The following is a 14,621-nucleotide window of genomic DNA, read 5'->3' as shown; positions in this document are numbered from 1 at the left end:
TTCTGGTATGATTGCCAGAGACATTTAAAATAACCGTTAAGAGGTGTGCTCTTGAACGATATGCTGAAAAATATACTGTTGTGGTTGGTAATAGCTGCTGTACTACTAACTGTGTTTAATAACTTTAATACGACATCTGACACAAATCGAATTTCTTATTCTGAGTTTGTGAAAGAGGTCCAAGATGGGCGTATAGCTAAAGTAGTTGTTGATGGTTACACCATTAGCGGCAGCCGAACTAGTGGCGACACTTTTGATACAGTGCGTCCTGCGGCAGCTGATCCAAAAATAATGGATGATTTGCTTAGTAATAATGTTGTTGTTGAAGGGCGTATGCCTGAGCAGCAAAGTATTTGGACTCAACTATTAGTTGCCAGTTTTCCTATTCTTCTTATTCTTGCCATTTTCATGTTTTTCATGCGCCAAATGCAAGGCGGTGGCGGTGGTAAGGGTGGTCCAATGTCTTTTGGTAAGTCTAAAGCACGACTTTTACCTGAAGATCAGATTAAAACAACTTTTGCAGATGTTGCTGGTTGTGATGAGGCAAAAGAAGACACATCTGAGTTGGTGGACTTCCTTCGTGAGCCGAGTAAATTTCAGCGCCTAGGTGGTAAAATCCCTCGCGGTATCTTGATGTGCGGGCCTCCAGGTACAGGTAAAACTTTGCTTGCTAAGGCGATTGCCGGTGAAGCAAAAGTGCCGTTCTTTACTATTTCTGGTTCTGACTTCGTTGAAATGTTTGTTGGTGTTGGTGCTTCTCGTGTCCGTGACATGTTTGAACAAGCTAAAAAGCATGCACCATGCATCATCTTCATTGATGAGATTGATGCCGTGGGTCGTAACCGTGGTTCCGGTATGGGCGGTGGCAACGATGAGCGTGAGCAAACATTGAACCAGTTATTGGTTGAAATGGATGGTTTTGAAGGTAACGAAGGTATTATCGTTATTGCTGCGACAAACCGTCCAGACGTATTGGATCCAGCTTTGCTTCGTCCTGGTCGTTTTGACCGTCAAGTACAGGTAGGTTTGCCAGATATTCGTGGTCGTGAACAGATTCTAAAAGTGCATTTGCGCAAAGTGCCTTGCGATGATGATGTTGAGCCAAAAAACATTGCCCGTGGTACGCCAGGTTTCTCTGGTGCGGATTTAGCTAACTTGGTCAACGAGGCAGCATTGTTTGCGGCTCGCTCTAATCGTAGATTAGTGAATATGGAACAACTTGAGTTAGCGAAAGATAAAATCCTCATGGGTGCTGAACGTAAAACCATGGTGATGAGCGATAAAGAAAAGCTTAATACTGCTTACCATGAAGCTGGTCATACTATTATTGGTTACTTGATGCCTGAGCATGATCCGGTTTACAAAGTGTCGATTATTCCTCGAGGTCGAGCTCTTGGTGTCACTATGTATTTACCTGAAGAGGATAAATACAGTATTAGTAAGCGCGGTCTTGAAAGTCAGGTTTGTAGTTTGTACGGCGGTCGTATTGCTGAAGAAATGATTCATGGCTTTGATGGTGTTTCTACGGGCGCATCAAATGATATTGAGCGTGCAACGAGTATTGCTCGTAATATGGTGACTAAATGGGGCTTGTCTGAAAAACTTGGTCCATTCGCATATGAAGAAGATGATAATAGTGGTAGCTATATTTCTGGGCCAACCGGAAGCAAAGCAAACTATTTTTCACCTGAAACTGGCAAGATTATTGATGCTGAAGTTCAAGACATTATTAGTCGTTGCTATGAAAAAGCGACAACTATATTAGTTGAGAATCGTCCTAAGCTGGATGTGATGGCGGAAGCCTTGATGCAGTATGAGACAATTGATGCTAAGCAAATTAAAGAAATTATGGATGGTAAGAAGCCTTCTGCTCCTGAGGGTTGGTCTGATCCTGGTGCTAATGCTCCGAAAGGTGATGATGCAGATAAAGTGAACGATGGCGTTGTTGCTTCATCTGATGTTGGCTCTACTGAAGGTGAGGTGGAGTCAGGTGATCTTGATTCTGACTCAGGTCAGGCCTCGCCTAAGCCTGCAGGTGAGTAACTTCGAACTGTTAATTTTTTGATATGGTTTTTTCATGTCGTTAATGCCTTTTGGGGACAAGTCGCTAGACTTGTCCCTTCCTCATGTAATGGGGATATTAAATGTTACGCCGGATTCGTTTTCTGATGGCGGTGCTTTTAACTCCTTAGATGCCGCTTTGCGTCAATCTGAAAAGATGATTCAAGAAGGTGCTAGTATTATTGATGTTGGCGGAGAGTCAACTCGTCCCGGTGCGGCGCCTGTTTCTATTCAGCAAGAGTTGGATCGTGTATTGCCTATTGTTGAAGCAATAAAAAAACGCTTCGATATTGTTGTGTCTGTAGATACTAGTACGACAGAGGTTATTCGGGGAGCCGCTCTGCTTGGAATGGGGTTGATAAACGATGTTAGGGCGCTTGAGCGCGAAGGGGCTTTGCTGGCTGCAGCTGAAACTAATTTGCCCATTTGTTTGATGCACATGAAAGGTATGCCACAAACGATGCAGGATCGACCTGATTATGTATCAGTAGTTGATGATGTGATGAGCTATTTGATGTCAAGAGTAGTTCAGTGCGAGTTGATGGGGATTCACCGTTCTCGCCTTATTTTGGATCCTGGTATTGGGTTTGGGAAAACGCTAGCGCATAATTTATTGTTGCTGAAGCACACTGAAGTGTTCAAAGGTATGGGTTTTGAGGTTCTTATCGGTCTATCGAGAAAGACTATGATAGGAGAGGCTTTAGGTTTGCCTGTTGAAGAGCGCTTATATGGTACTATGGGAGCAAATGCTTCTGCTTACTTGAAGGGTGCTCGTATTTTTAGAGTTCATGACGTTAGGCCGCATGTTGAAATGTTGGCGTTAATGTCTCGTATTGAGAGAGAGATTTAATGCGTAAGTATTTTGGTACAGATGGAATTCGTGGAAAAGTCGGTACGACACCAATTACGCCAGAGTTTATGCTTAAGCTTGGTTGGGCGGCTGGCCAAGTTTTTAAAGAAAATGATAAAAAAATCCTGATAGGCAAAGATACTCGTATTTCTGGCTATATGTTCGAATCTGCGCTTGAGTCTGGCATTGTTGCTGCAGGAGCGGATGTGCGTTTGGTTGGCCCTATGCCTACACCTGCAATTGCCTATTTAACACGTACATTTCGTGCAAGTGCGGGTATTGTTATTAGTGCATCTCATAATCCTTATACGGATAACGGCATTAAGTTCTTTTCTGCTGAAGGTGGCAAAATCTCTGATGAGATAGAGGAGCGCATTGAATACTTTCTTGAGCAGCCAATGGTAGTGGTTGAGTCTAGTCTTATAGGTAGAGCTAAGCGTATTGATGATGCTGCTGGGCGTTATATCGAATATTGTAAAGGTACATTTCCTATTGGCTTGCAGTTAAGTGGTCTTAAGATTGTTGTTGACTGTGCTGATGGTGCTACTTATCACGTAGCCCCTCGAGTATTCTCTGAGTTGGGTGCGGAAGTTGTTCCTATTGGTGTTAATCCTGACGGTTTGAATATTAATGAATTTAGTGGGGCAACTAAGCCTGAGTTGTTGCGCAAAAACGTCTTGGCGGAAGAGGCTGATCTTGGCATTGCTCTGGATGGTGATGGTGATCGCTTAATATTGGTCGATCGTCACGGTGTGGTGCGCGATGGTGATGATATTCTATATATTATCGCCAATCATTTGATGCGTACTGGGCGCTTTAGTGGTGGTGTTGTTGGTACTCTGATGAGTAACTTTGGTTTAGAGTTGGCTTTCTCTGAAACGGGTATTGGTTTTAGTCGCGCTGCGGTTGGAGATCGTTATGTGAATGAAAAGTTGATGCAGCATGGTTGGGTGTTGGGTGGTGAGCCATCTGGCCATATCGTATGTCGTTCAATTACGACAACAGGTGATGGTATCATTGCTGCGCTTCAGGTGCTTCGCGCCATGGTTGAAGAGGGTAAGGCGCTCGATGAGCTTTTAGTTGGTTTGGTTAAATTTCCGCAAAAATTGAAAAACATCCGTGTGGCTAAGCGCTTTATTCCAAATGAAGAGCCGGCTTTGCAAAAGGCAATCGCGGTGGCAAACGAGCGTTTAAATGGCTTGGGGCGTGTATTGCTTAGGGCCTCTGGTACTGAGCCTTTGATTAGAGTTATGGTCGAAGGTCGAGATGATGATACTGTCGATGAGCTTGTTGAATATTTAGTTGAAGAAGTTAATTCTGTCGTTTCTGCAAAAGCGAACGCATAAAACGAATTTTATGTGTTGAATAACAATAAATACTTGAAACCAAAGCGCCCATTCCATAGAATGGGCGCCTCGAATTTAGGGGTTAGAATATGATTCGTCAAAAGATAGTGGCTGGTAACTGGAAAATGAATGGCTCTAAAGAGTCTATTGTTTCGCTGATTAATGGCTTGCTTGAGATGGAAGATTCTAACTCTGAAGTGGTTGTTGCTCCATCTTTTCCCTATTTGTCACAAGTTAATGATTTAATATCTGACAGCAGTATTGTTTTAGCTGCGCAGAATGTGAGTCAAGAAGTTAAAGGCGCCTACACAGGTGAAGTGTCCACTTCAATGTTGGGTGACTTTGGGGTTAAGTATGTATTGCTTGGTCATTCAGAGCGGCGTTCTCTTTATGGTGAAACCAATGAGCTTGTTGCTTCTAAAGTAAAGGCAGTTTTAGATTCTGGTCTGACTCCAATGTTATGTATCGGTGAAACATTGGCTGAGCGAGAGTCAGGCAAGACGCTTGGAGTATGCGAGCAGCAGCTTCAGGCAGTGATTGATGTTGTTGGTATTGTGTCATTTGAGCAGATGGTTATTGCTTATGAGCCGGTATGGGCAATAGGAACTGGTTTGTCTGCAAGTGCGGAGCAGGCTCAAGAAGTTCATAGTTCTATTAGAGCCTTTTTGGCAAAATCGTCAGAATCTGTATCTCAAAAAGTGCAGATTTTGTATGGTGGAAGTGTTAAGGCATCAACCAGCTCGGCTTTGTTTCAAATGCCTGATGTAGATGGTGCTCTTGTTGGTGGTGCATCTCTTGATGCAAAAGAATTTATCGCGATTGTAAAAACAGCAGGTTAATTGATGGAAGCACTAATTTTAGTTTTGCATGTACTGGCGGCGGTAGTTATTATCGCGTTGGTTTTGTTGCAGCAAGGCAAGGGTGCGGACGCTGGCGCCTCTTTTGGTGGTGGTGCGTCCCAAACTGTATTTGGTAGCCAAGGTGGTGGTAGTTTCTTTGGGAAAATGACTGCAGTGTTTGCATTAGTTTTCTTTTTGACTAGCTTTGGTCTGGCTTATTTTGCCAGTGAACAGGCAAAAAGTGTTTCAGGTGCGCTTGATTTTGTTCCTTCGGCTCCTCAGGTTGATGAAACAGTGGGTTTGCCTGAGCTTGGTGAGAAGAAAAAAACATCATCGGACTTGCCTGTAACTGAATAATATTTAGTTGCATTGTTCTAAAAGTGTTTTTGTTAGTAGTGTAGTGTTTTGCGGATGTGGCGGAATTGGTAGACGCGCCACCTTGAGGGGGTGGTGAGCTTTGCTCGTGGGGGTTCGAGTCCCCCCATCCGCACCAATCTTGAAATGATGTCGTATTCTGTGTATGATGTCGGGATATTGATGCAGAATGATCTGGTTTGTCGAGATTTGAGTTCTTTTAAAAAGATATTCTTCTCATGGTTTTCCTAGTTTAGGTATCCGCACCAGTTTGTTCTTGGTATTTAGTGTCAGGATTGACGACCTTCTTTATGAAGGATGCTCTCTCAGTTTTATTTGAGCAGAGTGCTGAGAACCCCTATATGGGGTTTTTTGTTATCTGTACTGTGACTGTTTATAAATGGAAATGGGCCTTGAGCCCGTTTTTTGTTTCTGCGTTTTACAAAATTGGTTTTCGGAGAAAACGATTGTCAGCAAAATATACGATTTTAGAAGAACTTATTCGACCAGTCGTTGAAGGTTTAGGGTTTGAGTTTTGGGGGATGGAATACTTATCTTTAGGTAAGGATTCTGTACTTCGTATTTATATTGAAACGGATGATGAAAAAGGGATTGATGTAGAAGATTGCGCCCGCGTTAGCCGTCAAGTTAGTTCTATTCTAGATGTTGAAGACCCAATTACAGGGGAATACAACCTAGAAGTATCGTCACCAGGTTTAGATCGGCCTTTATTCAGTTTGGCTCAATATCAGGCTTATATCGGTTCTATTGTTTCTTTGCGTTTGCGTGTGCCTTTTGATGGCCGTCGTAAATTTAAAGGGCAACTAATGGGGATCGAAAGCGAAGATATTGTTATTCGCGTAGATCAAGAAGAATACTTATTGCCTATTGATTTGATCGACAAGGCAAATGTTGTTCCACAATTTTAAAAATTAACCTTGAAGAGAGGCTAAAAGGATGAGCAAAGAAATTCTTTTGGTAGTGGAAGCCGTTTCCAACGAGAAAGATGTTCCGAAACAAGTTATTTTCGAAGCCGTTGAAATTGCTTTAGCTAGTGCTGCCAAACGCCGTTTTGAAGAAGACGCATTAATTCGTGTCTCTATTGATCAGCGTACAGGCGATTATAAAACTTACCGCCAATGGCACATTGTTGCAGATGAAGATTATTCTGCACCAGCGTTTGAATTAACAATCGATGATTCTGAAGAGCAAAATCTTGGCGTGCCTATTGGCGAGATTTATGAAGAAGAAGTTGAGTCTGAAGTGTTCGGTCGTATTGCTGCTCAAACAGCAAAACAAGTTATCGTGCAAAAAGTACGAGAAGCTGAACGCGCTAAAATGGTGGCGTTGTATACAGAAAAAGTTGGCAAGCTTGTTCATGGTCAAGTGAAAAAAGTGACTCGTGATAGCTTGATCATCGATCTTGGTGAAAACGCGGAAGCGTCATTACCAAAAGATCAATTGATCGCTCGTGAAAGCTTCAGAATGAATGACCGTATTCGTGCGTTGTTGCTTGAAATTCGCGATGATAGCCGTGGTGCGCAATTGATTCTTTCTCGTAACGCGCCAGCGTTCATGATCGAATTGTTCCGCCTCGAAGTGCCAGAAATTTCTGAAGAAGTTATCGAAATTCGTGGTGCAGCGCGTGATCCTGGTCTACGTGCCAAAATTGCTGTGAAAACAAACGATCGCCGTATTGACCCAATCGGTGCTTGTGTTGGTATGCGCGGTGCGCGCGTGCAAGCTGTCTCTAACGAGATGAATGGTGAGCGCGTCGATATCGTATTGTGGGATGATAACCCAGCTCAGCTAGTGATCAACGCAATGGCGCCTGCAGAAGTAGATTCTATTGTTATTGATGAAGATGCGCATTCAATGGATGTAGCAGTTAAGAGTGATAATTTAGCGCAAGCGATTGGCCGCAACGGTCAAAATGTTCGTTTGGCGTCCACTTTGACTGGTTGGTCTTTGAATGTAATGACCAGCGAAGATGCAGAAGCTAAGCAACAAGAAGAGTCGCAAAAGCTGATTGATATCTTTGTTAATGGATTAGATATCGATGATGATTTGGCGATCCAGATGGTTGATGAGGGATTTACTTCTTTAGAAGAAGTCGCTTATATCCCAATGGAAGAAATGTTAGACATCGACGGATTTGATGAAGATTTAGTAAACGAACTACGTTCACGTGCAAAAGAAGCCTTGCTGAATCAAGCGCTTCAGGCTGAAGAGCAATTAGACGATGCCAAACCTGCTGCCGACTTATTGGCGATGGAAGGAATGGATAATCACCTTGCTTTGGTCCTTGCTTCTATGGGTGTGATCACTATGGAAGATTTGGCTGAACAATCGGTTGATGAATTGCTTGACGTTGAAGGTATGACTGAAGAGCGTGCAGGTCGTCTTATTTTGACTGCTCGCGCACCTTGGTTTACTGAATCTGAATAAAATCTGAGTACATAAGGGGGAACTTAATGACAGTTCAAACCGTAAAGATACTATCCGAGCTGGTAAATACACCAGTCGATAAGCTACTAGCTCAGATGAAAGACGCTGGCTTACCTCAAACGAGTGCAAGTCAAGAAGTCTCTGAAGTTGAAAAGCAAGCTCTATTGAATTATTTGAAGCGTCAACATGGCGAAGAAGGCGATAATAGCCAACGTATTACCTTGCAGCGTAAGACGACAAGCACTTTGTCTCGTGGCGATGGTGGAAAAGCCGTCAATATTGCTGTTAAGAAAAAGCGTACTTATGTTAAGCGTGATGATGCTGATGAAGAAGCTCAACAGAAAGAAGAGTTAGCGAAGCGTCTTGCAGAAGAGCAAGAGCGTTTGGCACAAGAAAAAGCTCGTCTTGAAGCAGAGCGTAAGTTAGAAGAAGAGAAGGCGGCCAAAGCGAAGGCTGAAGCCGAAGAAAAAGCGCGTCAAGAAGCAGCGGTGAAAAACGTCGTAGCGGATGCTGGCGCGGTCAATGAAACGGAGCAGTATGTTTCCGATACAGGAGCGGCAGAACCCGTGGAATCACCGAAGCAGCCTAAAGCGGCGAAAAAAGTGTCTCAACCAGCAATGGATAGTAAAAAATCTACTGTTGCACCTAAAGGTAAAAAAGGTCCGGTTAGACATGATAACGACAAAGATAAAGACAAACCTCGTGGACGCGTAAACCCAGATAACAAACGTACTTCACGCGTCAATGTGAATGACGAAGATGAATTTACTCGTCGTGGTAAATTGGGTCGTAAGAATAAGAAGCCATCTAAACAAGAACATGGTTTCCAAAAGCCTACAGCTAAAATGATTCACGAAGTAGCATTACCAGAAAGCATTACTGTTGCTGACCTTGCTGAAAAAATGGCAGTGAAAGGCGCTGAAGTTATTAAGATCATGTTTAAAATGGGCGCTATGGCGACTATTAACCAAACAATTGATCGTGATACAGCGACTTTGGTTGTTGAAGAAATGGGTCACACGGTTAAGTTTATCGATGAGAATGCCGTCGAAAATGACATGATTGAAGCCATTGACTACCAAGGTGAAGCAATTAAACGCGCACCAGTAGTTACGGTAATGGGTCACGTTGACCATGGTAAAACATCACTACTTGATTACATTCGTACCACTCGCGTTGCTGCGGGTGAGTCTGGTGGTATTACCCAGCACATTGGTGCATACCATGTAGAAACACCACATGGCATGATCAGTTTCTTGGATACACCTGGACACGCAGCGTTTACTTCTATGCGTGCTCGTGGTGCTAAGGCAACAGACATTGTTATCCTGGTTTGTGCTGCTGATGATGGTGTTATGCCGCAAACAATCGAAGCAATCCAGCACGCACGTGCTGCTGGCGTGCCGATGGTTGTTGCCATGACTAAGATAGATAAAGAAGGCGCTGATATCGATCGTGTTAAAAACGAATTGGTAGCGCAAGAAGTTGTGCCGGAAGAATGGGGTGGTGACATCCAGTTCGTTGGTGTATCTGCTAAGTCGGGCGAAGGTATTGAAGAGCTGCTAGAAGCGCTTCTTTTACAAGCTGAAGTATTGGAGTTGACGGCTGTTCCTAGCGCACCAGCTAAAGGTGTTGTTGTGGAAGCTCGCCTTGATCGCGGTCGTGGTTCTGTTGCAACCTTGCTTGTGCAAAACGGTACTTTGAAGAAGGGCGACATAGTGTTGGCTGGTCTTCAAATGGGTCGCGTTCGAGCTTTGTTGGATGAAACTGGTAAGGCTATTGATTCTGCTGGTCCATCTATTCCTGTTGAGATTCTTGGTCTTGACGGAACGCCAGAAGCTGGTGAAGAGTTCATCGTTGTTGCTGATGAGCGTAAAGCGCGTGAAGTAGCTAACTTCCGTCAGGGTAAATACCGTGAAGTACGCTTTGCTCGTCAACACTCTGCTAAATTGGAGAACTTGTTCTCTGAAATGGGCAAAGACGAAGTTCGTACTTTGAATGTTGTTTTAAAAGCCGATGTTCGTGGTTCTCTAGAAGCTTTGATTAAATCATTGACTGATATGAACACTGACGAAGTGAAAGTGAATGTTGTCTCTAGTGGCGTTGGTGGTATCACCGAAACGGATGCAACCTTGGCTTTGGCTTCTGATGCCGTTATCTTCGGTTTCAACGTACGTGCTGACAACTCTGCTAAGCAGTTTATCGAACGCGAAAGCATCGATCTTCGCTACTACAGCGTTATCTATAACATCATTGATGATGTTAAGTCTGCCTTGTCTGGCATGTTGTCGCCAGATCTTCGTGAAGACATCAAAGGTACGGCTGAAGTACGTGATGTGTTCCGTTCGCCTAAATTTGGTTTGATTGCCGGCTGTATGGTTATTGAAGGTACGGTTTACCGTAACAAGCAGATTCGTGTATTGCGTGATGATGTTGTTATTTACGAAGGTGAACTTGAGTCTCTTCGTCGTTTCAAAGATGCCGTTAACGACGTTAGTCGCGGTATGGAATGTGGTATCGGCGTGAAGAACTACAACGATGTCAAAGTAGGCGATAAGATCGAGGTTTTTGAAACCGTCGAAGTAGCGCGTACGCTTTAATAGGACAAGATCATGGCAGGCGAATTTAGTCGTACTAGTCGGATTGGTGACCAGCTCCAAAAGGAGCTGGCGTCCTTGATCCAGTTTGAAGTAAAAGATCCGCGTTTAGGATTGGTTACTGTCAACGAAGTACGTGTAGCAAAAGATTTAGGCTATGCGGATATTTATTACACCGTACTTGGTAAAGATGATCAGCCAGAAGTATTGGCTGAGAACCAAGCTGCACTCGATAGTGCAAAAGGGTTCTTGCGTCGTCGTTTAGCACAAGAAGTAAAACTTCGTGTTATGCCGCATTTGCGTTTCCACTACGACCAGAGTGTTGTTAATGGTTCGCGCATGTCTGCTCTGATTGACGAAGCAATTCGTGATGATGAGACAAAAAACGGTAACGAAGACGAGTAATAAGTTCGTATGGTTAAAGCAAAATGGCGTTCAGTAGACGGTATCGTCCTACTGAACAAGCCGATAGGTTTGAGTTCGAATCAAGCGCTGCAGCGTGTACGTCGCCTTTACCAGGCGGCAAAAGCTGGACATACTGGGGCGCTTGACCCTTTGGCAACAGGAATGTTGCCATTGTGTCTCGGAGAAGCGACAAAATTCTCTCAATATTTATTGGATGCAAATAAGCGTTATTTAACCTGCATACAGTTGGGAAAAAGAACCACAACCGGTGATCGTGAAGGTGAGGTATTAACTGAAGAGTTGATTCCTATCCTTACAGATGAATCTCTTGAAGAAATTCTAGATGGATTTCGTGGTGAAATTGAGCAAATACCTCCTATGTATTCTGCTTTAAAGCATGAAGGTAAGCCTTTGTATGAATATGCCCGTCAAGGCATCGTTATAGAAAGGAAACGTCGTCGCGTTACTATTTCAAATCTAACTCTTGTTTCGAGAACCGAAGATACACTGACTCTTGATATTCAGTGTTCCAAAGGTACTTATATTCGAACCATTGGTGAGGATATTGGAGAGGCGTTAGGCTGTGGTGCGCATCTTCATTCTTTGCATCGTATTTCGACAGCAGGTTATTTGCCTGAAAATATGATGACACTAGAGCAGTTCGAAGCGATAGCAGAGCAAGGATATGAGGCATTAGATTCTCATCTAATTTCGATGGATACCGCTGTAGAGCACTTCACTAGAGTCGATTTACCTGAGGCGGATACACTGGACATGATGTTTGGTCGAACCATTCCGAGTCCTGCTTCATTAGATCATGAGGCGGTGGTGAGAATGTATGATCAGGGATCGCAGCGGTTCTTAGGTCTTGGGCAAATTAAAGGTGCGTTTATTCGTCCTTATCGATTGGTAAATACTAGCGAGTTCTCTTTATAAATAGCAGTGAGTTCTGCTAAAAAGAGTGTTAAACTTGCAAACTTAGGATGACTGAAAATATGCTCGGCTATCCTTTACTTTTAATAGCATATTAATTTGGAGATTAAGATTATGGCATTGTCTGCAGAATCAAAAGCAGCGTTGGTAAAAGAGTTTCAAGTAGCGGAAGGCGACACTGGTTCTCCTGAAGTTCAAGTAGCATTGTTGACTAAGAACATCGAAGGTCTTCAAGGTCACTTTAAAGCTCATATCCACGACCATCATTCTCGTCGCGGTCTAATCCGTATGGTAAACCAGCGTCGTAAGTTGTTGGATTACCTTAAGCGTAAAGATGCAGCTCGTTACACTAGTTTGATCAAAAAACTAGGTCTGCGTCGCTAAGACTGAGAAAGGGCCATAAATTATTATGGCCCTTTTTTTATTGGTCTCCCAAGGGACAGCCTGTACTTCATATGTGCTTTTGCTTCCGTAAAAATCGGAAAGTACTAAAAGAGTTCATATGAGTACTGGCTTAAAAAGAGGTCTTTGGGAGAAGAAATTTTTTAATAAAAGGAATACGTGTGAGTATTACTACAAAAACTTTCCAGTTCGGTAACGATACCGTAACGCTAGAAACAGGCCGCATTGCTCGTCAAGCAACAGGTGCTGTTCTTTGTACAATTGGTGATGCACAAGTGCTTGCTACTGTTGTAGGTGCTAAATCAGCTAAAGCTGGTCAAGATTTTTTCCCATTGTCTGTTCATTATCAAGAACGTGCTTACGCAGTTGGTAAAATTCCAGGTGGCTTCCTAAAACGTGAAGGCCGTCCTTCTGAAAAAGAAACGCTGACTTCTCGTTTGATCGACCGTCCAATTCGTCCATTGTTTCCTAAAGGATTTATGAACGAAGTTCAGGTTGTTTGTACAGTAATGTCTACTAACACTAACCTAGACGCTGACATTGCGGCTATGTTGGCAACATCTGCAGCATTGACTATTTCTGGGATTCCATTTAATGGTCCTATCGGTGCAGCTCGTGTTGGTTTTAACGATGAGTCTGGTTACGTTCTTAACCCAAGCTACTCTGATCTAGATGGTTCTTTGCTAGACATGGTTGTAGCAGGTACGAAAGACGCAGTATTAATGGTTGAGTCTGAAGCGCAAGAGCTTACAGAAGACGAAATGCTAGGTGCTGTACTTTACGCCCATAAAGAAATGCAAGCGGCTATTTCTGCTATTACTGAATTTGCAGCGGAGTGTGCTAAGCCTCGTTGGGATTGGGTTGCTGATGCGGCAAACGTTTCTTTGACTGATGCACTTCAGTCTGGTTATGCAGCTCAAATCGAAGAAGCATACGGAATCAGTGAAAAAATGGCTCGTTACGCTCAGCTAGGTGTTGTTCGTGATGCTGCAGTTGCTGCACTGGTTATTGAAGAAGGCGAGTTCTCAGAAGCTGATGTGACTGGTGCTTTCTCTAAACTTGAAAAACGCATTGTTCGTCGTCGTGTAATCGATGGCAAGCCTCGTATTGATGGACGTGACAATAAAACAGTTCGCCCAATTAACGTTGAAGTTGGCTTACTAAGTAAAACTCACGGTTCTGCTTTGTTCACTCGTGGTGAAACTCAGGCGATTGCAACTTGTACTCTAGGTACGAGCCGCGATTCACAAATGACTGACGGTTTGACTGGCGAAAGCAAAGACAGCTTCATGCTTCATTACAACTTCCCTCCTTACTCTGTAGGTGAGTGTGGACGTATGGGTGGTGTTGGTCGTCGTGAGATTGGTCACGGTCGTCTAGCTCGTCGTGGTGTTCAAGCTGTATTACCTTCTGAAGATGAATTCCCGTACACAATCCGTATCGTGTCTGAGATCACTGAATCTAATGGTTCAAGCTCTATGGCATCTGTATGTGGTGCATCTTTATCTATGATGGACGCTGGTGTTCCTCTTAAAGCGCCAGTTGCGGGTATCGCAATGGGTCTTATCAAAGAAGACGACGGCTTTGCTGTACTAACTGATATCTTGGGTGACGAAGATCACCTTGGCGATATGGACTTTAAAGTAGCGGGTACTGCAGAAGGTATCACGGCGCTTCAAATGGACATCAAAATCGAAGGTATCAACGAAGAAATTATGGATATCGCCTTGAGCCAAGCGCTTGAAGCTCGTACTCATATCCTTCGTGAAATGGCAAAAGTAATTGGTTACGCTCGTCCAGAAGTTTCTCCAAACGCGCCTTCTATGGCGACGATCAAAATTGATCCAGAGAAAATTCGTGACGTTATCGGTAAAGGTGGCGCTACAATTCGTTCTATCACTGAGCAAACTGGTGCGTCTATCGATCTAGATGACGACGGTACTGTTCGTATTTACGCTGCTGATAAAGCATCTTCTGATGCTGCATTGTTGAAGATTCATGAAATCACTGCTGAAGCTGAAGTAGATAAACTTTACAAAGGTAAAGTGGTTCGTCTAGCTGAGTTTGGTGCATTCGTAAATATCTTACCTGGTAAAGATGGTTTGGTTCACATCTCTCAAATCGCTGAAGAGCGTATTCGTGCGGTAACCGACTTCCTTTCTGAAGGCCAAGAAGTTATCGTTAAAGTATTAGATGTTGATGCTCGTGGTCGTATCAAGCTTTCTATGAAAGATGTGACTGAAGAAGAAAAAGCAGCTTATACTGAATAATTATTAGTGTAAATTGATGTAAAAGGGCGCTATTTATAGCGCCTTTTTTTGTTTTTAATGTATGTAATAGACTAAAATAACAGTATTGAATTTATGTTTTGGTTGTATTTCCGACA

General features: G+C 43.3%; 12 protein-coding genes and 1 tRNA gene. All 13 read left to right on the top strand.

Annotation, left to right across the window (positions count from 1 at the left end; genetic code table 11):
- Positions 1-51 precede the first annotated feature (51 nt).
- The 13 genes from ftsH to pnp all read left to right on the top strand — a co-directional run bounded on the left by ftsH (position 52) and on the right by pnp (position 14,505).
- Positions 52-2,043 (top strand): ATP-dependent zinc metalloprotease FtsH, encoded by a 1,992-nt coding sequence (gene ftsH / locus KPL72_RS12780; protein ID WP_219703102.1) that lies wholly within the window; start codon positions 52-54, stop codon positions 2,041-2,043.
- Positions 2,044-2,077: 34 nt separating this feature from the next.
- Positions 2,078-2,911, top strand: a complete 834-nt coding sequence (gene folP / locus KPL72_RS12775) for a dihydropteroate synthase (RefSeq protein WP_212917891.1) — start codon at positions 2,078-2,080, stop codon at positions 2,909-2,911.
- Positions 2,911-4,257 (top strand): phosphoglucosamine mutase, encoded by a 1,347-nt coding sequence (gene glmM / locus KPL72_RS12770; protein WP_212917892.1) that lies wholly within the window; start codon positions 2,911-2,913, stop codon positions 4,255-4,257. Before folP ends, glmM begins: the two co-directional genes overlap by 1 nt.
- An 89-nt stretch (positions 4,258-4,346) precedes the next feature.
- Entirely contained in the window at positions 4,347-5,096 is a 750-nt protein-coding gene (gene tpiA, locus KPL72_RS12765; protein WP_219703100.1) for a triose-phosphate isomerase, read from the top strand.
- 3 nt (positions 5,097-5,099) lie between these two features.
- Positions 5,100-5,453 (top strand): preprotein translocase subunit SecG, encoded by a 354-nt coding sequence (gene secG / locus KPL72_RS12760; RefSeq protein WP_212917894.1) that lies wholly within the window; start codon positions 5,100-5,102, stop codon positions 5,451-5,453.
- Positions 5,454-5,503: 50 nt separating this feature from the next.
- Positions 5,504-5,589, top strand: a tRNA-Leu gene (locus KPL72_RS12755).
- 328 nt (positions 5,590-5,917) lie between these two features.
- Positions 5,918-6,379: a ribosome maturation factor RimP gene (gene rimP, locus KPL72_RS12750; RefSeq protein ID WP_113916650.1), complete on the top strand. Its 462-nt coding sequence runs from the start codon at positions 5,918-5,920 to the stop codon at positions 6,377-6,379.
- A gap of 28 nt (positions 6,380-6,407) precedes the next feature.
- Entirely contained in the window at positions 6,408-7,898 is a 1,491-nt protein-coding gene (nusA, locus tag KPL72_RS12745; protein WP_212917895.1) for a transcription termination factor NusA, read from the top strand.
- Positions 7,899-7,924: 26 nt separating this feature from the next.
- Positions 7,925-10,498 (top strand): translation initiation factor IF-2, encoded by a 2,574-nt coding sequence (infB, locus tag KPL72_RS12740; RefSeq protein WP_212917896.1) that lies wholly within the window; start codon positions 7,925-7,927, stop codon positions 10,496-10,498.
- Positions 10,499-10,510: 12 nt separating this feature from the next.
- Positions 10,511-10,900, top strand: a complete 390-nt coding sequence (gene rbfA / locus KPL72_RS12735) for a 30S ribosome-binding factor RbfA (protein WP_012068746.1) — start codon at positions 10,511-10,513, stop codon at positions 10,898-10,900.
- 9 nt (positions 10,901-10,909) lie between these two features.
- A complete protein-coding gene (gene truB, locus KPL72_RS12730; protein ID WP_219703098.1) occupies positions 10,910-11,836 on the top strand; it encodes a tRNA pseudouridine(55) synthase TruB in 927 nt (308 codons plus the stop codon).
- Between the two features lie 111 nt (positions 11,837-11,947).
- Positions 11,948-12,217 carry a 30S ribosomal protein S15 gene (gene rpsO, locus KPL72_RS12725; RefSeq protein WP_012068748.1) on the top strand — a complete coding sequence of 90 codons (270 nt, stop codon included), beginning with the start codon at positions 11,948-11,950 and terminating at the stop codon, positions 12,215-12,217.
- A 179-nt stretch (positions 12,218-12,396) separates the two neighbouring features.
- Positions 12,397-14,505: a polyribonucleotide nucleotidyltransferase gene (gene pnp / locus KPL72_RS12720; protein WP_219703096.1), complete on the top strand. Its 2,109-nt coding sequence runs from the start codon at positions 12,397-12,399 to the stop codon at positions 14,503-14,505.
- The last annotated feature ends 116 nt before the right edge of the window (positions 14,506-14,621 follow it).

The sequence above is a fragment of the Marinomonas lutimaris genome (genome assembly GCF_019426345.1).
Taxonomy (GTDB): Bacteria; Pseudomonadota; Gammaproteobacteria; order Pseudomonadales; family Marinomonadaceae; genus Marinomonas; species Marinomonas lutimaris.
The sequence above is the reverse complement of the archived record's forward strand: the minus strand, read 5'-3'. Positions and strand labels throughout refer to the sequence as shown.